This is a genomic window from Haladaptatus halobius, assembly GCF_020618475.1.
GTDB lineage: Archaea > Halobacteriota > Halobacteria > Halobacteriales > Haladaptataceae > Haladaptatus > Haladaptatus halobius.
On the sequence record NZ_CP085335.1, the window covers coordinates 1359183 to 1381353 of the forward strand.

22 protein-coding genes and 2 pseudogenes are annotated in these 22171 nt (G+C 62.0%); 6 read left to right on the plus strand and 18 right to left on the minus strand.

The window, feature by feature from the left end:
- Window positions 1-2: 2 nt before the first annotated feature.
- Together LIW51_RS07655 and LIW51_RS07660 are read right to left on the minus strand one after the other, a co-directional pair.
- Window positions 3-2078 (minus strand): hypothetical protein, encoded by a 2076-nt coding sequence (locus LIW51_RS07655; RefSeq protein ID WP_227376603.1) that lies wholly within the window; start codon window positions 2076-2078, stop codon window positions 3-5.
- A gap of 87 nt (window positions 2079-2165) precedes the next feature.
- Window positions 2166-3116, minus strand: a complete 951-nt coding sequence (locus LIW51_RS07660; RefSeq protein WP_227376604.1) for a DUF7504 family protein — start codon at window positions 3114-3116, stop codon at window positions 2166-2168.
- Window positions 3117-3370: 254 nt separating this feature from the next.
- Between LIW51_RS07660 and LIW51_RS07665 the strand changes: the two genes are divergently transcribed.
- The 3 genes from LIW51_RS07665 to LIW51_RS07675 all read left to right on the plus strand — a co-directional run bounded on the left by LIW51_RS07665 (window position 3371) and on the right by LIW51_RS07675 (window position 6642).
- On the plus strand, window positions 3371-3745 hold the full coding sequence (locus tag LIW51_RS07665) for a DUF7344 domain-containing protein (RefSeq protein ID WP_227376605.1): 375 nt from the start codon (window positions 3371-3373) through the stop codon (window positions 3743-3745).
- An 83-nt stretch (window positions 3746-3828) separates the two neighbouring features.
- Window positions 3829-6147, plus strand: coding sequence for a DEAD/DEAH box helicase (locus LIW51_RS07670; RefSeq protein WP_227376606.1), 2319 nt, complete (start codon window positions 3829-3831; stop codon window positions 6145-6147).
- A gap of 48 nt (window positions 6148-6195) precedes the next feature.
- Complete coding sequence (locus tag LIW51_RS07675; RefSeq protein WP_227376607.1) at window positions 6196-6642, plus strand: DUF7552 domain-containing protein; 447 nt, start codon at window positions 6196-6198, stop codon at window positions 6640-6642.
- On the opposite strand, the gene LIW51_RS07680 is transcribed toward LIW51_RS07675, so the two are convergent.
- Complete coding sequence (locus LIW51_RS07680; RefSeq protein WP_227376608.1) at window positions 6639-7640, minus strand: DUF7544 domain-containing protein; 1002 nt, start codon at window positions 7638-7640, stop codon at window positions 6639-6641. The two genes, LIW51_RS07675 and LIW51_RS07680, sit on opposite strands and share 4 nt — an antisense overlap.
- Before the next feature lie 49 nt (window positions 7641-7689).
- Here LIW51_RS07680 and LIW51_RS39890 point away from each other — a divergent pair, with 49 nt between their 5' ends.
- The gene (locus LIW51_RS39890) at window positions 7690-7884 is read left to right on the plus strand and encodes a hypothetical protein (RefSeq protein ID WP_227376609.1); all 195 of its coding nucleotides are present in this window, start codon (window positions 7690-7692) and stop codon (window positions 7882-7884) included.
- 5 nt (window positions 7885-7889) lie between these two features.
- Here LIW51_RS39890 and LIW51_RS07690 read toward each other — a convergent pair whose 3' ends face one another.
- The 4 genes and pseudogenes from LIW51_RS07690 to LIW51_RS07705 form a co-directional block, all read right to left on the minus strand.
- On the minus strand, window positions 7890-8444 hold the full coding sequence (locus LIW51_RS07690; protein WP_227376610.1) for a TrmB family transcriptional regulator: 555 nt from the start codon (window positions 8442-8444) through the stop codon (window positions 7890-7892).
- Window position 8445: 1 nt separating this feature from the next.
- Window positions 8446-9397, minus strand: a pseudogene (locus LIW51_RS07695) (MMPL family transporter); the annotation flags it as partial.
- Window positions 9285-9857, minus strand: a complete 573-nt coding sequence (locus tag LIW51_RS07700) for a S8 family serine peptidase (RefSeq protein ID WP_368411777.1) — start codon at window positions 9855-9857, stop codon at window positions 9285-9287. The gene LIW51_RS07700 and the pseudogene LIW51_RS07695, both read right to left, overlap by 113 nt.
- A 21-nt stretch (window positions 9858-9878) precedes the next feature.
- Window positions 9879-10214, minus strand: coding sequence for a hypothetical protein (locus tag LIW51_RS07705; protein ID WP_227376611.1), 336 nt, complete (start codon window positions 10212-10214; stop codon window positions 9879-9881).
- 186 nt (window positions 10215-10400) lie between these two features.
- Between LIW51_RS07705 and LIW51_RS07710 the strand changes: the two genes are divergently transcribed.
- Window positions 10401-11480 carry a CNNM domain-containing protein gene (locus LIW51_RS07710; RefSeq protein ID WP_227376763.1) on the plus strand — a complete coding sequence of 360 codons (1080 nt, stop codon included), beginning with the start codon at window positions 10401-10403 and terminating at the stop codon, window positions 11478-11480.
- Here the strand turns inward: LIW51_RS07710 and LIW51_RS07715 are convergent.
- The 4 genes and pseudogenes from LIW51_RS07715 to LIW51_RS07735 form a co-directional block, all read right to left on the minus strand.
- Window positions 11477-11686, minus strand: coding sequence for a hypothetical protein (locus LIW51_RS07715; RefSeq protein WP_227376612.1), 210 nt, complete (start codon window positions 11684-11686; stop codon window positions 11477-11479). The two genes, LIW51_RS07710 and LIW51_RS07715, sit on opposite strands and share 4 nt — an antisense overlap.
- An 88-nt stretch (window positions 11687-11774) precedes the next feature.
- Window positions 11775-12479 carry a rhodanese-like domain-containing protein gene (locus LIW51_RS07720; protein WP_227376613.1) on the minus strand — a complete coding sequence of 235 codons (705 nt, stop codon included), beginning with the start codon at window positions 12477-12479 and terminating at the stop codon, window positions 11775-11777.
- 100 nt (window positions 12480-12579) lie between these two features.
- Window positions 12580-14049, minus strand: a pseudogene (locus LIW51_RS07725) (MATE family efflux transporter).
- Entirely contained in the window at window positions 14046-14639 is a 594-nt protein-coding gene (locus LIW51_RS07735) for a TetR/AcrR family transcriptional regulator (RefSeq protein ID WP_227376616.1), read from the minus strand. Before LIW51_RS07735 ends, LIW51_RS07725 begins: the two are co-directional and overlap by 4 nt.
- A gap of 300 nt (window positions 14640-14939) precedes the next feature.
- Here LIW51_RS07735 and LIW51_RS07740 point away from each other — a divergent pair, with 300 nt between their 5' ends.
- Entirely contained in the window at window positions 14940-15245 is a 306-nt protein-coding gene (locus LIW51_RS07740) for a hypothetical protein (protein ID WP_227376617.1), read from the plus strand.
- A gap of 138 nt (window positions 15246-15383) precedes the next feature.
- Here the strand turns inward: LIW51_RS07740 and LIW51_RS07745 are convergent, their stop codons facing one another.
- From LIW51_RS07745 to LIW51_RS07775, 7 genes are all read right to left on the minus strand, one after another.
- Window positions 15384-16622 carry an FAD-dependent monooxygenase gene (locus tag LIW51_RS07745; RefSeq protein ID WP_227376618.1) on the minus strand — a complete coding sequence of 413 codons (1239 nt, stop codon included), beginning with the start codon at window positions 16620-16622 and terminating at the stop codon, window positions 15384-15386.
- A gap of 1 nt (window position 16623) precedes the next feature.
- Window positions 16624-17700 (minus strand): phosphotransacetylase family protein, encoded by a 1077-nt coding sequence (locus LIW51_RS07750; protein WP_227376619.1) that lies wholly within the window; start codon window positions 17698-17700, stop codon window positions 16624-16626.
- The gene (locus LIW51_RS07755) at window positions 17697-19799 is read right to left on the minus strand and encodes an acetate--CoA ligase family protein (protein ID WP_227376620.1); all 2103 of its coding nucleotides are present in this window, start codon (window positions 19797-19799) and stop codon (window positions 17697-17699) included. The genes LIW51_RS07750 and LIW51_RS07755 overlap by 4 nt, the downstream gene beginning before the upstream one ends.
- A gap of 59 nt (window positions 19800-19858) precedes the next feature.
- Entirely contained in the window at window positions 19859-20272 is a 414-nt protein-coding gene (locus LIW51_RS07760) for a GIY-YIG nuclease family protein (protein WP_227376621.1), read from the minus strand.
- The gene (locus tag LIW51_RS07765) at window positions 20269-20697 is read right to left on the minus strand and encodes a DUF4149 domain-containing protein (protein ID WP_227376622.1); all 429 of its coding nucleotides are present in this window, start codon (window positions 20695-20697) and stop codon (window positions 20269-20271) included. Before LIW51_RS07765 ends, LIW51_RS07760 begins: the two co-directional genes overlap by 4 nt.
- A 44-nt stretch (window positions 20698-20741) precedes the next feature.
- A complete protein-coding gene (locus tag LIW51_RS07770; protein ID WP_227376623.1) occupies window positions 20742-21218 on the minus strand; it encodes a YbaK/EbsC family protein in 477 nt (158 codons plus the stop codon).
- 70 nt (window positions 21219-21288) lie between these two features.
- Window positions 21289-22167: a hypothetical protein gene (locus LIW51_RS07775; protein ID WP_227376624.1), complete on the minus strand. Its 879-nt coding sequence runs from the start codon at window positions 22165-22167 to the stop codon at window positions 21289-21291.
- Window positions 22168-22171: the final 4 nt, after the last annotated feature.

Here is a 22171-nt window from a genome sequence, read left to right on the forward strand (position 1 = left end):
TTTTATAGCGTTTCGAAATTTAGATCGGTCGACCAAGTAAATTCTCCATCGACGACGAGCGGAATCTGTTCTAAGCTGAGAAATCGAGTCAGCGTGTCTTTCTCTACGCGGAAGGTTTCGATATCTCCCCCGCTCAAATAGTACTCCTCGGTATCGCTGATGAAGGGGGTAAACAGGGAACCCATCCCCGAGTCGACCGTCGGATACGTCGTCAGTTGTAGGTCGTACCTTTCGCCATCGTTGGTGGCCAGGAGACAGAGAACCGGCGTTCCGCTTTCGCTTTGTGCGATTTCGATGCTCCCGTCGCCGACGACGATGTACTGATTCCCGACTATTTGCTGATCACGAGCTATCGTAAGGGCGGATCGGAGCGAGAACCCACGGTTCAACAGGCGAGCGATCGTGCGCCCGATTTTGATAGCGCTCTTGTTCGCGATCTCGCTGTACGTGACGATTCCGCCGATGCTTCCGGAATTGATGAGCTCTACCCCCTGTTCGTACGACCGACAGCCGTTCAGAAGGAACGTGTCGACTGCAACGTCGTCGACCGATTCCGCATCGAGTCCGCCGTCACTGCAGATGAACTCCCCGTCCTTGATGTGGCCGATGTAGTGGACGAAGTCGGTAGGTGATGTGAGCACCGATTCTAGCTCGTCGACGGAGAGGTTTCGATGAACATCGATATCGAATTCGAGCTCGTCTCGTTTTCCGTAGAGATTATCCCCTGCGTCGTACTCCGGACTCATCTCCGACTCGTTACAGATCACCGTTATGTCGATCCCTTCGGTCGACGACGACCGTTCGAGCTTGTTTTCGAACGCTTTTTTGATTATCTTGTTCGCGCCGATCGGCATCCCTCGTCCGAGCCACGCTTGTTCCAAGGAATTCGCTCGACTAGAGGCAACGTACGAGCCGGCCTCCTCTCGTTTCTGACCCCTTTGCTTCGCGCTCGTTCCTCGAAAAAAACTATCGATGGGTTTCGGCGTTTCCGGCATCGGTTCGCGCCGGCTTTTTTCACACTTCATCGATATGATAGAGAGGTTGTTTACGAGATACGGTATCGCTTCGAGGTTAGCCGCATCGTCTGTGACGGTCGTCGACAGTAGCCAAGTCGGTGTATGCTTTCGGATAGCGCCGTACGGGACGCTGAGGTAGGTCTCGAGTTGCTCCGATAGATCCCTTTCGTACAACTCGTTGAACGATAAATCGACGTATGGTTCGATCACCTGCCGCTCGTGGAGCGGGATTCGATAAAACCCTTCGGTACGCGTCACGCAGTCGAGAAATAATAGCTGTTTGAGTACACGTTCGATCTCGCCTTCAAATCCCCTCCCCGAATGGTCTAGGGGGTGAACGAATCCTCGATCCGTGACGAGTTTCGGGTCGTCGCTCGGAACGATGTCCGCACCCAGATAGTAGGCCAGGGAACTCGCCGGATAGATCATCGACAGTTCGGGCGGGAGTTCGATCCGAACTCCGGTATCGGGGAGCGAGACCTCGTCGGGAACGCGAAGCTGATCCCCGAATTCGATTTTAGGCGGGTGACCTCTAAGCGACGGAAGCGACCGCTCGCAGCTCAGAGTCTTCAGCGCCGAACCGAACGTCGAAATTGCGGTCATCACGTCCCGCGGTTCCGTCGTCGTAGTCACCGTCGTTCCGGGCTGTTCGTGGTACGACCGTGCCCCGATTTTAACGCGTGTTTTTGTACCGAAATCGAACTCCATTCGGTTCGCCGACGAGGCGATCGTTAGATTACCGGTAACGCGCAGGTATATTCCGATGGGAGCGTTTAATTCGATCACGTACTCCCCTTCGGGAAGTTGCTCGTATGCGAAATCTTCGGCTTTCGTTAGAACGTCCCCGTTCACGGTGCGGACGTGGGCGATGACGGTGTGGGGTAAAACGAGATTGGTCGTTACGATTTCGGTCGCATTGTCTACGGGAAAGTAGAACTGATCGGTATCGATCGAAACTGGATGGACGGGCTCCGACGTTCGAATCGGAAACTGCCGACGCTGAATCGGATCAATGACCGTTATTCCGGGGTGATCAGTATCTGAGCGAAATATCGGTTTCATGTGCTTTCGGTGGGTAGTTCTGAGAGTATTTTCCGCCAACGCGGAAGCAAATTCGTCACCGTTCAGTCGGGTCTCGTTCGTATATCCCTAGACGGGGAACCATATTGTCGTATACTCCGTGTCGTGCATATGCCACCGTTGTTTCGGCCCCTCCTCGCTGATTTTCAGTTCGATAGCCACGTCGAACAACGAGTTGACGGCCTGGACAGGCTGAGATCCGTACGCTCCCGGGAAGATGTAGTGGCCCAAACCGGAAACGTCCTCGATAGTTCCCGTAATCGCTCGGAGGAATTTCTCCACGGTTTGCGCGTCCTCCTCGCCGGAAAGTAGTTGCAGTGAATCGAAGCAAAACCGTAGTTCACCCGGTACGAACCCCATCCGCTGACGCTGCAGTTCGAACGTTGCTTCCTGGATCGCCGTTTGAAAGTCGTCTATCGTTCCCACTACCGGCGAGAGTGTCGCCTGCCTCGAAGGCTCGTTCGTACGCGCTTGTGTGGTCGATCGTACCGCTGCCTCGTATGTTAAGACGCGTGCGTTGTCTGGGCTCGCGTTCGCTTGTGAGAGTCGCGTACGAGCGACGTCCGCGTTGCGTCCGTAAAGCGCGAACAGATGCGTTCTGTCGTACTCGGTTTCGCCTATAAACTGTGCGCTCAATTGCTCGAAAACGTCCGTCGGAACGTCACCCGTGAATAAGAGATTCCCGCCGGATCGTTTCAATCGACCGAGCTCCGATTCAATCTCGATCGTTCCGTCGCCGTGGGCAGTGACGTAGTGACCGGCGAGCTTAAAGGTCACTTTCCCGCTCGTTCGAGGAGTTCCGTCCAGAAGCGGACGAAATAGATCCTCCAACGCATCGGGATCGATGCGCTGATAGAGTGACTGGGGGACATCGGTAGAGTCGATCTTCGTTTCCTCTATCATCCGCTGGATGATAAACGCGCTCAACGCGCCCTCACTCGCCCAATCGTACTGAAACGTTATGGGTGCCTCCACACCACAGATGAACGGCGAGGTTGTATCGTCGTCTTGGACACTCATACTCTCGTATCGTTAATAGCTCCAGAGTGAAAAGTTCATATGCCGTCTCGAAATTATGTTGGGCGATCAAAATGACGGCTTCAGGTTTTCAGGCGTTGTTTTCTCTTCGTACTATAGGCGATTACGCGTTATTGTCTCTGAATCATAAATACGAGCTCGGAAGCCATCTATCGGTGAAATAGTACGCAAGTTGAAAACTTCGCACCGGACGTTCAACCGGGTGATTCATACTCTACAGTAACGATAATTAGGACATGGGCGAGACACCGGACGAGAGGGAACAGATACTTGCCGAATTACTGGAGTTCTTGGAAGCGGTCGACTCCGCCACTATTACTTCCACTTCGAGTTCGGTGTATAAAGTGCTCGAAGACGAGCAGCGTCGCCATCTCGTACTTTATCTCGCCGAGCAGGAGACCGCGACACCTCTCTCACGGGTGGCGCTGGAGGTCGCGAGCCGCTGTAACGATACGCCGTTCACGAACGTTACGCCCACCGAGCAAGAAGAAACCCGCATTCGTCTCGTCCAGAAGCACCTTCCGCGACTCGCGGATTACGGCGTTCTCTCCTGGTCGTACGGTGACGAGATTGTGAAACCGCTCCCGAGAACTCCCTTTTCCGAAGAGTGAACGGCCTTCGTGTGTTTCGAAGAAGGCTCGTCCGGTGTCCGCCGACGAAACCGGTTAGAGCCTCCACACCCAACGCCAGTCCAGTGCAGGACTCCATCGACTGGCTCCGAAAGCGCCCCTACTACGACGGACAGATCGCTCGCCACGAGACGCTCGCCGGCAACGACGGCGAGTTTCGGGACGTGGCGCTTGAAACGCGCCTCGAATCGGCCCTCCGCGAACGGGGAATCGACCGCCTCTACCGCCATCAGGCAGAGGCGGTCGAAGCGGTGCGGGACGGCGAAAACGTCGTCGTCGCCACGCAGACCGCGAGCGGGAAGAGCCTCGCCTACACTGTGCCCGCCTTCGAGCGCGCGATGGAGCGCGGCGGGCGCACCCTCTACATCGCCCCGCAGAACGCGCTCATCAACGACCAAGAGGAGACGCTGTCGGAACTCGCCCGCGATTTGGGGTTCGGCAGTCGCGTCTCCGTCGCGCAGTACACCGGCCGGCTCGACAAGAACGAAAAGCGCGCCGTGCGCGACCGTCAGCCGACCGTCGTGCTCACCACACCCGACATGCTCCACTACGCCCTCCTTCCCTACGCACACCGCCTCTGGGACTGGTTTTTCACGGGACTGGAGACGGTCGTCGTCGACGAAGTCCACGAGTATCGCGGCGTGTTCGGAAGCCACGTTTCGCTCGTCCTCCGTCGACTCGCCCGCATCTGCGATCGATTCGACGCTTCCCCGCAGTTCGTCTGCTGTTCGGCGACCATCGGCAACCCGGTCGAGCACGCCAGCGCGGTGACCGGCCAGTCCGACTCGTCGTTCCGCCTCGTGGACGAGGACGCGAGCAGGGCCGGGCCGACCCACTGGCTACTCTGGAACCCGCCTGAGTACGAGGACGACCGCTACGGCGGGGCAAAACGACGCAAATCCAACCACGGGGAGACGAAACGACTCTTCGCCGACCTCGTGAGCCGCGACTGCCAGACGCTTGTGTTCACCCGGGCCAGACAGGCCGCAGAACGGTACGCGATGGAGAGCGCGGACGAACTCCGACAGCGCGGTGAGCGCGACCTCGCCTCGAACATCGCGGCGTACCAAGCCGCCCTCAAGAACGACCGGCGGCGGGAACTCGAATCCGGACTCCACTCCGGCGAGATTCGCGGCGCGTGGAGCACGAACGCGCTGGAACTCGGCGTCGACATCGGCGGCCTCGACGCCGTCTTGCTCGACGGCTACCCCGGCACCCGCATGGCCGCGTTCCAGCAGGCCGGACGCGCGGGCCGGGGCACCGACCCCAGTCTCGTCACCCTCGTCGCGGGCGAAGACCAGCTAGACCAATATCTCGTGGCAAACCCGGACGAGTTCTTCGCGGGCGACCCGGAGCGAGCGGTGGTGAACCCCGAGAACGAGGAACTCCTCCCGGCGCACGTCGCGTCGGCGGCCCGCGAGACGTGGCTCTCGCCCGACGATGAAGCGTACTTCGGCGAGGGCTTCCCCGAACTCGTCGCGGAACTCGAATCATGGGGCGAACTCGAACGTCGACAGACGAGCGGCGGAGTCCGGTGGGTGTACGACGGCGACGGAAGCCCGCAGCACGAGATGAGCCTGCGAACCATCGACGAGCGGGAGGTCGACCTACTCGACCGCACTCGCAACGAAGTTATCGCCTCGCTTCCCTTCAGCGACGCCTTGAACGACGTCCACCCAGGAGCCATCTACCACCAGCAGGGTCAGTCCTACGAGGTCGTCGACCTCGACCTGTCGCGGGACGTTGCCGAACTTTCGCCGACGTGGGCCGACTACCACACGAAAACGCTCTACGAGAAGGAGATCACGGTCGAAACCGATCTGCGAGAGAAGACGCTCTCGACCCGCGACGACTGTATCGTCCGGTTCGCCGACGTGACGATGCGAAAGCGAATCACGGGATTCGAACGCCGGGACGCGAAACGCGACGAGACGCTCGGTCGGGAGTCGCTCGACCTGCCGGAACTCGCGCTCCGAACCAAGGCGCTTTACTTCACGATACCGGACGAGTTGGAGCGCGAAGTTCGGGCGATGGACGGCGATTTCGGCGGGGCTATCCACGCCGCGGAACACGGGATGATTTCGCTCTTCCCGCTGGAACTGCTCTGCGACCGGGGCGACATCGGCGGTCTCTCGACCCCGCTCCACCCCCACACCGGAGCGAGCACCATCTTCATCTACGACGGCTATCCCGGCGGGGTCGGGTTGACCCGCGAGGGCTACGAGACGGTCGAATCGCTCATGGGTAACACGCGGAAGATGATCCGCGCCTGCGATTGCGAATCCGGCTGTCCCTCCTGCGTCCAGTCGCCGCACTGCGGGAACGCGAACGACCCGCTCGACAAGACTCTCGCGGCCCACCTCCTCGCGGGGCTCACGGAGTGAGTCGCAACGCTTTTAGGATGGCCTAAAAAAGATTAGGCTGACCTAAACATGGACGAGACCCTCCGGCGAACGCGACGCGAAATCGAGCAGCTGGCCGTCGACGACGGACGATTCTCCGTCGCGTGCGCCGACACCGGCGAGCGCCCGATGCCGATAACCGGCACGCGGTTCGAAACCGACGAGGACGCTCATCGGGCCACCGAACTCGCCTGCAAGTATCGGAACGCCCTCAGAGAGCACGACCCCGACGTGCCGCACTATCGGTTCGTCGTCAACGAGGAATCGCCGCGTCCACTCCAGATGGCGAGCGTCAGGGAGCGAACGTCGGGGATACGGGCGAACGGACTCCCGCAGACCCGGCGCTCGGTCACCATCGCCAGCGACGGTGACGGCGAATGGGTCGAGATGGAAAACGCGCCCATCGTCCACCTCTCGCGGGACGACGGTCCGGTCGGGGACGACGCCGTCTCCCGCCAACTCGACTCGAAGCTCTAGCGGACTTCCGCTCGAAGCTCCGGAATGAGGTCGAACTCCCGGTTCGTATCGCCCAGCATAAGCAGGGCGTAGTAACCCAGATACGACTGCACGGGAACGCGAACGACGGCCAAGGTGAACAGGAGGAGCAGACCGTACACCGCGGCGAGGAGTCCGAACGAAACCAGCGCCGGAACGCCGGGACTCGACAGTATCGCGGCGGGGCCGCCGAACGCGACGAGGAGCAGTCCACCGAGGACGACGAACGGAATCAGGAGGACGAGGCCGACGATTCCGCCGACGAGGGAGACGACGATTCCGCCCGCGATGGTGAGGACGATTCGGAGCAGAACGTACGCGGCGTACTGTTTCCACTGCCCCCGGAGCGTCGGCCAGAACGCCTGCCAACCCGCGATGACGCCGCCGCCTCGGAGCACCATCACCGGAACGACGAAGTTCCTCGTCAAGCCGTCTACCAGCGCGACGACGAGCCCGAGCACGAGCAACACCGGAACGAACAGGAGCAGGGTTCCGAGAGCGATGCTTGGCGACCCGCTGAGCACGGCCGGAACGAATGCGAGAATCACCAGTCCCGCGACCGGGAGGACGAACAGGAGGTAGAGAACGACACGGAAGCCGAACAGACGAAGACCCTGGCCGAGGCGCTCGCTCGCGTACCCCCGGACGTGAACCTCTCGCGTGCGAAGCGACTCGACGAACGCGAACTCCATCACCGAACCGACGAGGATGAACAGTAGCCAGAGCAGTATCGCCACCGCGACGATAGCGAGGACGACGGCGATGACGGTGTCCATCGAAACCGGAATATCCGGGGTCAGACCGTCCGGTTCGCCCGTAAATTGGAAATTCCCTCCTCCCGTCGGCGGTGACGCGCTCGCACCGCCGAGGAAGAAGACGACGATGGCGAGTTTCAGCCACGTCCGAACTTCGACGGGGAGCAGAAGGGCTTTCGTGGTCTCGATGGCGTCGTCCAGGGCTTCGACGGCGTACCACGGCATACCGGACGGTTTGGCGTCTTGATATTTAAAGTGTCGTGCGAAATTCGACGTGTCAGCGACGGGAGTCGAGTCAGTTCTCCGTTGCGTCTTCGATTCGCGCGTCGATGAACTGGCTAAGGATCGCCGCGAAACCGGTCTACGAGCTCCAGATGGCCGTCTCGCCGCCGAGTACGCTGATGAGGACGGTGTCGTCGTCGACGACCAACACGCGACCGGCGCAGTTTTCCGGTGGTTCGTCGGGTAGGCTGACTATCGGTTGTTCGTCGAATCGCTCACGGATGGCCGGATCGTCGGCGACGACGAGCACGTCCACGCCCGCCTCGGCGCGTTCTCGCAAGGCGTCCGCAATCGTCTCGGGAAACAGCGAGGCGTCGTGAACGCCGAAGATGATTCGCGATTCGGCTTCCTCGACCAACTGCTCGACACGCTGCCGACGGCGTTGCGCCCGTCGACCGTCCACACGTCTTCGCGCTCCTCGTCACCCTCCACGAACTCGTTCTTCGCGGTTTCGAGGTAGTCGAATGCCCGCTCTTGCCTGCGTTCGAATCGGTCTCGGAGGTGGGATTTCGCGGCGTCCAAACTCACGGGGTGATACTGGAGCGGCTTCGACTGCTGGACTTCCACGAGGCCGCGCTGCTGTAAGTTCTCGGCGGCACCGTACACCTGTGAGCGCGGTACGTCGGTGACGCCGTGGATGTCTCTCGCCGTCCCAGTTCCCAACTTCTGGAGCGCGACGAACACTTTCGCTTCGTAGTTCGACAGGCCAAGACTTTCGAGCGCGTCGATGGCGTCGTCCTCGTTCATCTCAGTCCTCTCCAGTCGCGGAGGCCGTCGATTTGGTTTCCATGGCTCCGTGGGCGCCCGGCCGGAAATAGCGCGTCCAGACGACGAGCAGACTCGGGAGTACCAACACGCTGGCGAGGAAGGCGTAGATGATGGTCAGCCCCGTGATGATGCCGAACTGCTGGAGGGCGGGGAGGATGGCGAAGACGAGCACGCCGAAGCCGCCCACGGTGGTCGCCGCGCTCCCGAGCAGCGCGCCGCCGGTTCCGGTGAGGCTGACGTGCATCGCTTCCCATGCCGACCCGCGTCGTTCTGAGTTCGACGTTGTACCGCTCGGAGAGGTGGATGCTGTACGCGACGCCCAGCCCGACGGTCAGGCTTGTGATCATGCCCGTCAGGACGTTGAACGGCATGCCGAGCAGGTACATCGTGCCGGGAATCCACGTCACGCTGAACAGGACGGGAAGCAGCGTCACCGCCCCGAGGGTCGCGCTGCCCTCCGTGATCCGGTAGACGAGCATCAGAAACGCGAACACGGCGACCATCGTGAGGACGAGACTTTGGATGACCGTGTCGAGCAGCTGTTTCTATACGATCTCGAAGACGATGGACTGTCCCATCGCGGTCGCTTCGAGGCCGTCGAAGCCGTCGGCCACGTCGCGCATCTGCTCGGTGACGGCGGTGCTCGATGCGCCTCCGTTCACCGAAATCGTCATCCGGAGCACGCGGTACTCGCCGTCTTCGCGGTGAACGACGCCCGCGGCTTGGTCGGGTGCGATGGTGTACAGTTCGTCGTACACCTTCTTCAGGTTCCTGTCGGGAACGCCGTTTCCGTCGGTGTCCGCGGCGACGAAGGTTTGGTTAAATGATTTGTTCTGAGCGGCGACTTGCTCCATCACCGAGAGCGGACTCGAAATCTCGGGTTCGCCGTTCGAAAGGACGAGGTTGGCTTTCTGCTGCGTCGTTGCCCGCTGCACAGACGACGAGCATACCGTTGCGGCGCGCGTACGCCATCGTCTTGTTCAGGACGCCGTCGTAAAACTGCCCGAAACCGTCCTCGTTGCGCGGAACGGGGTACGCGTCGAGGCTGAGGTTCGCAACGTCCGAACCAATTTCGACGCTGTAGACGATGGCGGCGAGGATGTCGCCCCACGACGCATCGCCCGTGGCGGAGAAGACGCGCCACGCGACGAAATCCGTGCCAGGCGCGGAACCGACGACACCTTCCTCGTTCTGGCCGTTCGACGCGACGATACCGCTCACGTGCGTGCCATGGTAGTCCGCGTCGGTGAAGTCGCCACCGTCGTTGGTGAAGTTGCGCGACAGGTCAGTGTTCACCGTATGCGTAAGGTCGGGGTGATTCGGGTCGACGCCCGTGTCGATGACCGAGACGCGAGTACCCTCACCGCGCGTAATTTCATGTGCCTCAGGGATGTCCTGTTCCTGTTTGTCCCACTAGAGCGCGTAGAATGGTTCGTCGGTCGCCAACTGCGCCTGCGTAATCGGCGACTGCGTGATAGGCAGGTCGAGCGAGTACATCACGTCCGAGGCGTAGTCGCTGCCGAACGACTGGATGGTGGATTCGCTTCCGCGGACGACCGACAGGTCGATGGCGATGAGGTCGTGAACGACTTCGACGCCACTCGCGTCGAGGTCGGATGCAGATACCTTGTTCGACTTGACGAGGAATCGTTCCGTCGATTCCGCCGCTGTAACCGTACTGCCGACCGCAATGCCACCCAGTGCTGTACCGCTGGTCTTCAGTAATGACCGCATTGTTTGTTGCGACACAACACGGAGCATTAGTTCTGTCAGTATAACTTTCCTCATTGAAAATTCTGGGATATTTATGAATGGATAGATGCACAAACTGTTCTGCTCCGCTCGGCTATTTCATGGCAATCCTCCTTCGAAATATTCCGTCGGTTTTCGACGACCCCATCAGAGTTAGGACGGTTACCGGTGAAGGGACGCTTGATGGTCGAAGTTCTCACCCTCTTTCGCCTCATCGGCGGTGCGTTCCTCTTGCTGATGAACGCCTACTTCGTTGTCATCGAGTTCGCTATGACGCGGGTGAGACAGTTCAACGAGGACGAATTCGGCGACTCGACCGGGCTTCGACGCGCGTGGGAGATGACCGACCGCCTCGAGATATATCTCTCGGGCTGTCAGGTCGGTATCACCATCGCCAGCGTCGGACTCGGCGTCGTGGCCGAACCCGCCGTCGCGCACGTCTTCGCGCCGGTCGTGAGAGTCGTCGGGCTCGGCACGGGGTCGACACACGCGCTGTCGGCGATTCTCGCGCTCGCGCTCATCAACCTCTTGCACGTCATCGTCGGCGAGCAGGCCCCGACGTATCTCGGTATCGAGCGAACGAAGTTCGTCGCCCGGTACGGTTCCGGTCTGCTCTACTGGTGGACGAAACTCATGGCCCCCGTCATCGTCGTCGCCGATAAAACCGCCAAATGGTTACTCGGCCTGTTCGGCGTTGAGATCACGCGCTCGTGGACGGCGAGCGAAGAAGGCGGGCAAGAGGTCGTCAGCAGGGCCGACCTCCACCGCCAGATGGGTGACGTACTCAGTCGGGTGGACGACCTCTCGCGGGAACGCGAAGAGGAGATTCTGGCCGCCCTCCAGATCGAGATGCTTCCCGTCCGCGACATCATGGTTTCCCGCGACGACATCGTCGCACTCTCGACCGCCGCCCCTTTTGAGGAGAATCTGGAACGGATGAGATCGAACCCGCTCGTCCGGTATCCGGTCATCGGCGAGTCGTTCGACGAGTATCGCGGAATCGTGTACGCGCCGACCGTCGTCAAATACTACGACGCGCTCGAATCGGGGGACGTCTCGCTCGTCGACATCGCGCACGAGCCGATGACGATCGCCGCGGAAACCAGCGTTAGCGACGTCATCGACCTCTTTCAGGCCCAAAATCAGGAACTCGCGCTGGTGCTCGATGGAAGCGAGGTGGTCGGACTGGTGACCGCGACCGATGCGTTCGAAGCCGTCCTCGGAGATTTAGAAGACCCGATAGACAGGGAGCTCTCCGTCTAATCGTCGTAGAACTCGCGCGCCTCTTCGCGGGTCATCGTCTTCCACTCGCCGTCGTCGGTTCGAACCTGCACGCACCCATCCGGCACGTCCGTCTCGACCGCTTCGACGTGTTCCCGCAGGATGTGCGTCTCGTACTGTTTCCACGCGGCCCGCTCAGAGGGAGCGATGGCGATCCAGCCGCAGCCGCTCTGACTACACCGTATCATTGAGTATCGGTCACACGCTACGACCGATATAAAGGTTGAGAAACGCCGTCACAAACATCAGAGATGCAGACAAAGGCGAGAGACCGAGCTATCCGGTGATGACCCGCGATGAGAGCTCCGCGATCGTTCCTTCCACCTCGTACGCCGGCGTCTGGACGGTGATGACGCTGTCGGGCGTCACGTCGTGAAACTTGATGTGCATCGAGTACGAACCGTCGTTCAGAATGTCGGTCGCTTCTTTCTGTCCCGTCTCGAAGTGGCGTGCCCACGCCGTCTCGCCGACGAAGGCGGGGTCGGCGAATCCGTCGATGACGTACGCCGTCGGGTTGTACGACGTGTTCTGACCTTTGATGGGGTATCCCTTCTCGTGCCACGCCCAGAACCCCTCGTCGATGACGTACACCTTCTCGTACCCGTTCTTCAACAGTTGGGCCGCGCGCATCGAGGAGAGATGGTGTGGACAGCCACAGTAGCAGACGATGCGCTGGTCTTTCGGCCACGAAGAGATCGGGTCGTTTTTCGACTGGCCATTCGGTGCGGGACTGAGCACCGCGCCGCGGATGTGGGACATCTCGTACTGCTTTTGCCCGCGGGCGTCCGCAAATTTAGCCTTGTCCTGCTTGTACCATTTGTGGGTGACGGAGAGAGGGGCAAGCGGGACTTGTTCCCCGTTTTGTTTTTTTGTCTCGAACCCTTCCTCGGATTTCGAACCCGACCCTCCACCGAAGCCGAGACAGCCACTCAATCCCGCGACCGACACCGCACCCGCCGCGAGAAACGTTCGTCGGTTCATTGCTAGGCGTTCATAGTGACCAGCCCGCTATCAACCTTATTATGCTGTTTACACGGCCACGTTCGGTGATAAATTCCCCGTATGGTTCTATCCCTGTCAGTTAATCGTCGGTGACGGCGGGTTTTCGGGTCAGTTCGACCACCGAATCGGTCCACGTTCCGCGGAGGAACCACGCGGCCGCGACGGTGGCGGTCAACACGTTCGAGAGCGCCACGCCGTACCAGATACCCGTCGCACCCATGCCCTGCCACTCGATGAGCGCGTAGGCGGAGGGAAGTCGGAACACCCACAACGAGAGTATGGAGAGTACCATCGCCACTCGAGTGCTCCCGCTTCTGCGGAAGCCGCCGGAGACGATGCGGAACACGCCGATACCGAAGAACGTCGGGCCGACGATTCGGAGATAATCGCCGCCGATTTTGACCACTCGCGCCGCACCTTCGCCGGTGATGAAGATACTCGTTATCGGCTCGGCGAAGAGATACGCGACCGCACCGACGACGGCGAGAACGGCCGTGATGAGGCCGGTTGCGAGGTAGACGGCCCGCTTCGCGCGTTCGGTTTTCTCAGCGCCGATGTTCTGGCTGACCACCGTCTCGGTACCCTGCGCGAGCCCCAGCGCGGGGAGGAACACGAGCGAGGTGAGGCGATTGCCGATGCCGAACGCCGCGACCGCGTCGGTTCCGGCCAGTGCGAAGAGGGCGGTCAGCGCCGTGATTCCGAGCGCGCGAGTGCTCTGTTCGACGCTCATGGGTGCGCCGATCGCCACGATTCTGCGAACCGATTCGGCGCGCAGTCGCAGGTCGTCGAGCGAAAGGTGGATGCCGACTCGGCCCGAAAAGAGCAGGGTGAAGCCGACCGCCGCGCCGATACCGCGGGAGATGACCGTGGCTATCGCCGCTCCCTGTACGCCGAACCCGGCGAATCCCGTCGCTTGGTACAGCGACGATTGGAGGCCCATCAGACCGAGATACTCGAAGACGGGATTCGCCTGAAATCCGAGGGTGAGGAAGGGGTCGAGCAGGACGTTGATGACCACGCCGAACAGCATGAGGAACATCGGCGTCGTCGTGTCGCCCCAGCCGCGCAGGAGCGCCTGAAAGATGAAGAAGCCGAACATGAAGAACACGCCGAGGAAGATGGTACGCGTGTACTCCACCGAGTACGCGTGAACCTGCGTGCCGGGCGTCGTCCCGATGAGCGATAGCATCTGCGGCACAAACACCCATTCAAACACCGAGAAGGCCATCGCCACGACCGTGACGAACGCGATGGTTTGGCCCGCGATGTGGTCGACCCGGTCGTGGTTGCCCGCACCTTTGTTCTGTGCGACGAGCACGGTTCCGGCGACCGTGAACCCGCCGCCGACCGAAATCATGAGGGAGACGAGCGGCCACGAGAAGGAGAGGGCGCTCACTGCGTGCTATCCGAGGCGACCCACCCAGAACGTGTCCGCGAGGTTGTAGGTGACCTGCATCAACTGCGAGAGGACGATGGGTAACGAGTGCACGAGCAGCGGCTTCAGCAGTTCTCCCTCCGTCAGGTTCACCTCGAAATCGCGCGTGCTCACGCCGTCTCCTCCCAGCCGAGATAGCGCGCGAACAGGTCGTCGATGGCGCCGTCCGCGTCATTCACGCCGAGCGTGGCGCGTCGGATTCGAACGCCGTCGCCGGTCGCCAGCAGAACGGTCACCGTCTCGTCCGAGTCGGTCGAATCGAACTGGCTCGCTTCGACGCCGTCGCGCACGATGTCGGCGACGAGGTCGTGGAGGTAGCGGTCGTTACGTCGTAGTTGCTTGCGGTAGTCGTCGCTGTACGGCGCTTGCGCCCGGAGTTCGAGGAGCGCGACGTGGAAATCACGTTTCTCGTCGTCCGACGGCCCCGACAGGAAGAGGTCGAACAACTCCCGCAGTCGCTCCGCCGGGTCGTCGTTTTCGATGGTCTCTACGTGTTCGCGGAGATTCTCAAGGAGATAGTCAAGGAAGGCGACGAAGAGGTCTTCTTTCGTCTCGTAGTGGTAGTGGATGAGCAACTTGCTCTTCTCGAACTCGGCCGCGATATCCTGCATCGTCAGGTCGGCGTACCCGTGCTCGCAGAGCGCGCAGTACGTCGCGCGCATGATGGATTCACGGGTGTCCGACGCGTCGGTTAGCTGGTTCATTAACTGACCAGTCAGTCAGAACGGCGTAAGTAGGTTCTGTTTTCGGAAGCCGGGGAAAATCGTATCGGTCGTAGCGACGACCGCGCCCCGACCGACGCCCGCGGCGAACCGCTCGTTCCGTCCGATAGGAGCGCGTCGTGCGATTGAGTAACGAGAATCGTAAGCGAGTCACTACCGTACCAACCGTTCCCATAAATTTTTACTCGAAAGTGAGTAAGACTTATTAATCACCGTCTCCTACCACGAGTTGATGAATGAAACAGCCTTCCAGCAAACGATTACAGTCGAGGTAGAGAGATAATGTGGCAAGATATCGTGTTCCTCTGCGGCAGCGTCTTCTCCCTCCTCGTCCTCGTGCCGACCCTGCGAGATTCGATGGCGAACATCCCGCTCGGAACCTCTCTCCCGTCCGCCACCATCGGCATCGTCTACGGAACCGCGTTCTTCACTCTCGGGATGAGCCTCTCCGCCGCCGGGTCGTTCCTCACGGGGGTCATGTGGAGCCTCATCGCTATCCTTCGCTCGCCGAACCCGTTCGACGGTTTCGCCGAATCCGAAGTCGAGACGCAGTCGCCCCAGTACTCCGGAGCGCAACACGCGGACTGAACGGTTCTCGCGAAACGTTATCGCATCGGTTTTTCTCCCGATTGCGGAAACAATACTTCCTCTTTTTTTGCGACGTGGTCTCGAAAGAGCGACGAAAAGACGCGAGAAAACCGCGGATAGAAGCGTCCGCGGCGAGGTTCACTGGGGGGACTCGAACGCCGCGGTGTCCACCGGGATCGGTTCGGGGCCGAGCGCGAACGTCTCCCACGTCCACCGGAACGACGCGGTTTTCGGAAGCACCTCGAACAGCATCCTCGCCAGCGGACCCCCGACCCACGCCGGAATGGAATCGCGGTGGGGGACGTACCACGACAGCACCCGTTCTCCCCGTCGCTGGAGGTGCAGGACTTCTTCTACTGCGGGACGTCGCTGCGATTCGAACCGACCGAGTTGCTCGTTCGGAAGCGTGTCGTCCGCCGCCTCCAGCGCAGTCACGATGATCGAATAGGCGACCACCGCGTCTTGGATGGCGAGACCGTTGCCCTGTCCGCCGACCGGCGAAGCGACGTGTGCGGCGTCGCCGAGCAGGAGGAGGCCGTCTTTCGTCCACGTCTCGCTCCGCCCGGGTTCGATGCGGAGGAGCGAGCACTGGTCGAAGCTCCGGAGGTGACGGGCGATGGTCGAATCGACCGCCGCGACCCGTTTCCGAAGGGCGTCGATTCCTCGCTCTCGAATCGCCGGATACGTTCCCTTCTCGACGAACCATCCGGCCTGCGCGTCCTCAGCGCCGAGTCCGAAGTAGAGTAAGATACCCTCGCTCTCGATGCGTCCTTGCGCGGCGGTGCCGACCGCGTCCGCCGGCAGTTTGAACCACAACAGTTCCACGTCGGAGTCGAACAGTCCAGGATTGATTCCGGCGGCCTTCCGAACCGCGGAGTATCGCCCGTCCGCGCCGACGACGAGGCGGCTCCGGAGCTCGAGTTCCTCGTCGCGTTCGCGGTCGGTCGCGGTCGTCGCGGGACGAAATTCGAAGTCGTCGAACTCGTTCGCGCGGTCGACGAACAGTCGAAGCAGCGGCGGCTGTTCCATCAGCAGGCCGTAGTCGTAGGACACGGGGAGCGTCGAGAGGTCGATGACGTCGTATGAGCGTTCGAACACCGTCACGACGGGGCGTCGAATCTCGTCGTGGTCGAGCGCCAGCACGTCGCTCAGCACGCCCATCCCCTCGAACAACCGGAGCACGAGCGGTTGGAAGAAGTATCCTCGGAACTCGCGATCGAGGTCGGCGTGGCGCTTCAGCAAGACCGTCTCGACGCCGCTTCGAGCGAGGAGATAGCTCAACACGCACCCGCCCGGCCCGGCTCCGACGACCACGACGTCCGGGCCGGCGGTTGCGGTGTCCTCCTTGTCGGTCACGACGCGCTCGTCCGCGGACACATTACTCCCCGTCGACCTCCGACTCACCTACCAGCGCGTCCACATCGGCGTGGTCGTGGAGGAGTTCTCGCATCCGCTCGACCGTCTCCTCGTCTCGGGTTCGACCGCTGTGAACTACATCCTCGGCGCGTTCGATGGTCGTCAGGGTGTCCCCCTGCACAAGCAGGATGGGGACGCCCTTCTCCTCCGCCTTGCCGATGACGGCTCCCGGCGGGCGGAACCCGCCGGTCAGCACGAGGCACTTCACGCCGGGCGCTTCCAGCGCGACGGTGTGCAGGTCGGGGCGGTCGCCCCCGGTGACGAGCGCGGCGTCTTTCGTCCGGCGGAGGTGGCGCAGCGCCTTATCGCCGCTCATCGCGCCGACGACGAATCGCTCCACGAAGGCGTCGGTGTCGGCCCCGGTGAGTAAATCGGCGTTGAGTTCCTCCGCGAGGTCGCCCACCGTAACGCCCGCGAGGTCTCGCTGGTGCGGAACGACGCCGAGGACTGGAACGTCGCGCCCTTCGAGGAAGGGAACCACGTCGGTTTCGAGCGGGTCGAAGTTCGCGTTCGCCACGGCGTTGAACAGGACGCCTTCGAGTCGGTCACCCACGTCGCCGACGGCGGCGAGAAGGTCGTCCACGTCGCTTCCCCGCTCGTAGTGCGAGAGGAGAAGCACGTCGGCGTCGAGCAGGTCGGCGACCTCCGGGTCGGTGAGGTTCACGATGCCGCCCGTCGTGAGTTTACCGCCGCCTTCCACGACCATCAGGTCGGTGCTCTCGGCAAGCGACTCGAAGCTCGTTCGAACCTGCTCGCGGAGTTCTTCGGGCTCCGCGCGACCGCGGATGGCCTGCTCGATGAAAGTCGGCGAGTAAACGACGGGTTCGAGTTCGTGCATCTCCGCGTCCAATCCGAGCAGTTCGCGGGCCAGCATGGGGTCTTCGTCCAAGGTCTTACCCACGTTGCTCTGGAGGCGGGTTCCCTTCGGTTTCATGTAGCCCACCGACAGCCCGCGCTCCTGTGCGAGCCGCGCCAGCGCGAGAGCGACGGCGGTCTTACCTGTGCTTTCTTCGGTTGCGGTGACGAGTATCGTGTTCATAGTTCGTCCGTGTCCACGGTCAGTCTGATGTCGATGGCGCGCACGCCGTCGGGCGTGGCGACGAGGGGGTTCACGTCCAGTTCGAGGATGGCGGGGAAGTCGGTCACGAGTTGCGAGAGGCGCTGGATGCTCTCGACCACGCCCTCCACGTCGGCGGGGTCGCGGCCCCTCGCGCCGCGAAGCAGGGGCGCGGCTTCGATTTCGTCTATCATCTCGCGGGCTTCGCGCTCGCTCACGGGCGCGACCCGGAAGGTGGTGTCCTCGAGGATTTCCACGAAGATGCCGCCGAGTCCGAACAGCAGGAGCGGACCGAACTGCGGGTCGCGGTTCATTCCGATGATGGTCTCGGTGCCCGAATCGAGGTCGACCATCGCCTGTACCTGCACGCCGAGGATGGTCGCGTCGGGCTGGTAGTTGCGCGCTCGCGTCACCAGGTCTTCGTAGGCGTCGTACACGTCCTCGTTCGAGACGCCGACTCGCACCCCCCCGATGTCGGATTTGTGCAGGATATCGGGGCTGACTATCTTCATCACTACCTCCCCGTCGATGTTCTGTGCGGCGGCCACGGCGTCCTCCGGCGCGTCGACGATAACTCCGTCGGGCGTCGGGATTCCGTAGGCGTCGAGGAGCTCCATCGCTTCCACGCCGAGGCGGTTGTCGCCGCGGTCTTTCGCCCGCGAGAGTATCTCTCGTGCGCGCTCCCTGTCCACGTCGAACGTCGTCGGCTCCTCGTACTCGCGCCGACTGATGTCACGGTACGAGACGAGCGCGTCGAGGCTCCGCACCGCCCGCGCAGGGTCGAAGTAGTTCGGAATGCCACCCTCGCGCAACGCGTCTTTCGCTTTTTCGGTGCGTTCCCCGCCCATCAGGGTCGCCGCGACCGGTTTGTCGTGTTTCGCCTGTAGCTCGACGATCGCCTCCGCGAGGTCGGGGTAGTCGATGACCGCGGTCGGGGCAGAGAGCACCACCGCCGCGCCGACGTTCTCGTCGGCCAGCGCGAGGTCGATGGCCCTGTGGAACCGGTCGATGTCGGCGTCCCCGATGGCGTCGATGGGGTTGTAGATGTTCGCCTCCTCCGGCATCGCCTCCGAGAGCGCGTCGTGAGTCTCTTTCGAGAACGACGCTAGCGAAAGGTTCGAATCGCCCACGGCGTCGGTAGTCATCACGCCCGGCCCGCCCGCGTTCGTGACGATAGCTACCTCGTCCCGCTCGGGTAGGGGTTGCCCCGCCAGAATCTGGGCGAAGTCGAACAGTTCTTGGACGTTCTCGACGCGCAGGACGCCCGCCTGCCGGAGGCCCGCTTCGTAGGCGCGGTCGCTGCCTGCCAGCGTCCCGGTGTGCGAGGAGACGGCCTGCGCCCCCGCCTCGGTTCGTCCGGATTTCACCATCACGATAGGCGTGTCGTCGGTCGCGTCGCGGGCCGCCGAGATGAACACCTCGCCGTCCTCGATGCCTTCGAGGTAGGCGAGAATAACGTCGGTGTCGGGGTCATCGCCCCACGCTCTGACGAAATCCGTCTCGTCCAGCACGGCCTTGTTTCCGAGCGACACCACGTCCTTGAAGCCCAGCCCTTCGTCGTTGGCCCAGTCGAGCACCGCGGTGATGAACGCCCCCGACTGACTCATGAACGACATCGATCCCGGCAGGGCGTTATCCGGGCCGAAGGTCGCGTTCATGTCGACGGGCGTGCTCATCACCCCGAGACTGTTCGGGCCGACGAGGTTCAGGTCGTACTCGGCCGCGACTTCCTGCAATTCCTTCTCTCGCTCCGCTCCTTCGCGTCCCGTTTCGCCGAACCCGGCAGTGATGACGACGACGTTCTGCACGCCCGCCTCGCCCGCGTCGCGCACCACGTCGACGGTGACGTTGGGCGGCACGACGACCACCGCGAGGTCGACGTCCGGGGCGGAGGCGAGGTCGGGGTAGCACTTCAGGCCGAATACCTCGTCGTAGTTCGGGTTCACGGGCACCGTCTCGCCGTCGAAGTCGTCGCGCAGGTTCGTCACGATGGCGCGACCGATTGAGCCTTCGCTCTCGGTCGCTCCGACGACTGCGACTCGTGACGGCGCGAAGATATCGGAGAGTACGCGGTTACCCATCGTTCGGAAATCGGTCAGCGCGGGATTAAAAGTAGTGCCCGTCTCGCGTACCGCGAGAATTAGCCATCGCGGTCGTGCGCCCGTCGAACCGCGCGTTCGAGGGCGTCTCGGTCGGATGCGTAGTGGAGGTGCGTCCCGCAGTCGCAGTCGGATGCCCCGATTCCCGAAACCGACCGAACTTCGTCGCTGAGGTTCCGGGCAACTGCACATTCCACGTCTTCGTCCGGTGTTCGCACGTCTCCCGCGAGTCGGGCGTCGGGATGGCCGAGCAAGTAATCGACGTGCCAGTGGCGGGCGTCGTTTTCTCCGGAGGCGACTCGTGCGTGGCGGTCGACGCGCGAGAAGCCACCCTGTCCGAAGGCGCTGCCGGTGTAGGCGTACCTGCCCGAATCGAGTTCCATCGCGCCTTTCGCGCCGAACTCGATCGTCGCGGGACGGACGAGTTCGACCAGCAGGGTGTAGGTTCCTTTCACAGATGCGAGAGAGCCAGACCGCTCGCAACCGCGAGCATGATGACGTCGTTCAACAGCACCGACTGCTTGTGGTACTTGGCGAATCTCTTGTCGTCCGGCTCCCCCATCTTCGGGACGAGTCTTGCATTGGCGTAGATGGTGGCGGCGAGCGCGACCAGTACGAGCGGTCCAATCGTGAGCGCGGCGACCGAATCCAGCGCGTTCTCACTCCCGGCGATTATCGCGGCAAAAACCGCGGTAAAGCCGAGTACCTCGCCGAACTCGTAGTATTTCGGGAAGATGGCGTTGACCACCTCCCCCGCGTCGTCGTCGAGCACGTCGAACGTCGTCGGCGCGCCGATGAATGAGAATAAGATCGTGCTTCCGAGCCACATTCCGAGACTCGCGTCCAAGACCAACAACAAGCCCGTTTCGAAGAGACTCATGGCGGAAGGTGTGAACTGTAGTAAAATCGAAGTTTCGATTACTCTCATTCGCTCACGTCGGCGACGGTCGCGCCCGAGAACTCCCGCAGTTTTTCGGGCGCGATCGGAAACACGGCCTCGGGCGTCCCCGCCGCACCCCACACCGTCTCGAACTCCGCGAGCGTCTCGTCCAGATAAACGGGCAGTTCGGCGTCGTGGCAGAAGGGCGGCACGCCGCCGATGGACCAGCCGACCGTGTTCCGAATCTCGGCGGCGTCGGCCATCCCGACCTCGCTTTCCGGTACGTCTTCGGCGTCGGCGAGTTTCGCCTCGCTCACTCGGTTAGCCCCGCTGGTGACGACGACCGCGAGGTCGTCGCCGACGCGGAAGACGAGGCTGCTGGCGATCTGTGCCACCTCGCATCCGATGGCGTCGGCGGCGTCGGCGGCGGTTTTCGTTCCCTCCGGGAACTCGTGAACGTCCACGTCGAAACCGTACTCCGCGTCGGCGCGCTCGCCGAACTCTCGCGCTCGCTGGTGCATGACGGTATCTCTTTCTGGGGCGATAAATCGGTGGCGGTGCCGTCTTCGTTTGCAGGCGACGACTCGGCGATTACGCCTCGTCGTTCGAATCGGCGGGGGAGCCGACGTGGAAGCTATCAACCGTGGCGGCGAGCGATTCCGCTTGTCGTGCAAGCGATTCGGCGCTTCGGGATACTTCGCTGAGCGAGGCGGTCTGTTCTTCTGTCGCGGCCGCCACCTCCTCCGCCTCCGCGGCGGTCTCCTCGCTGATCCGCGTCACTTCGTCCATCACGGCGACCACTTCCTCCGTGGTCGCGGCTTGGTCGTATGTCACGTCGTTTATCTCGCTGACGCCGATGCTCGTCTCCTCGACGTTGTTCACGATCTCCCGAAGCGATTCTTGGGCCTTGTGAACCATTTCGGTACCGTCTGAGATGGCGTCGCGCGTCTTCCGGATATCGTCGGCGGTCAGTTCCGCGTGTTCCCTGACGGTGTCGATGCGGCATTCGATGTCGCCGACCGCTTCTTTCGTCTCGTTCGCCGCGCCCGCCGACGCGAGCGCCGGGTGCGTGCTGGACGGACTGACCGCGATGATGCCCTCGCTGGCGAGTCTCTCGGAGAGCGCGAGCGAGATGTCGCTGACGATCGGCCCGGCGAATCCGATGACCCCCGCGTCGACGAGGGAGTCGAAGGCCTTCTTCGCCTTTTTGAGGTCGAGTTCGCTGTCCTCGACCGTGAGTTCGATGGTTCGCCGAGCGGCCCGCCCGCGCGATTGATGTCGGCGACCGCTTGTTCGACCGCGTGACGGTGGTGTTTCGCAACGGTTCCGAGGAATCTCGATGCCGAGAGCGGCAACAGCGCGCCGAATTGGATCGGCGACTGGTTCAGCTTCCCACCGAGACAGCCGGACAGCGTACCGACCGCCGGAAGTCCCCCGGTCAGACGCAGATAATCCGCCTCGATATATCAAGAGT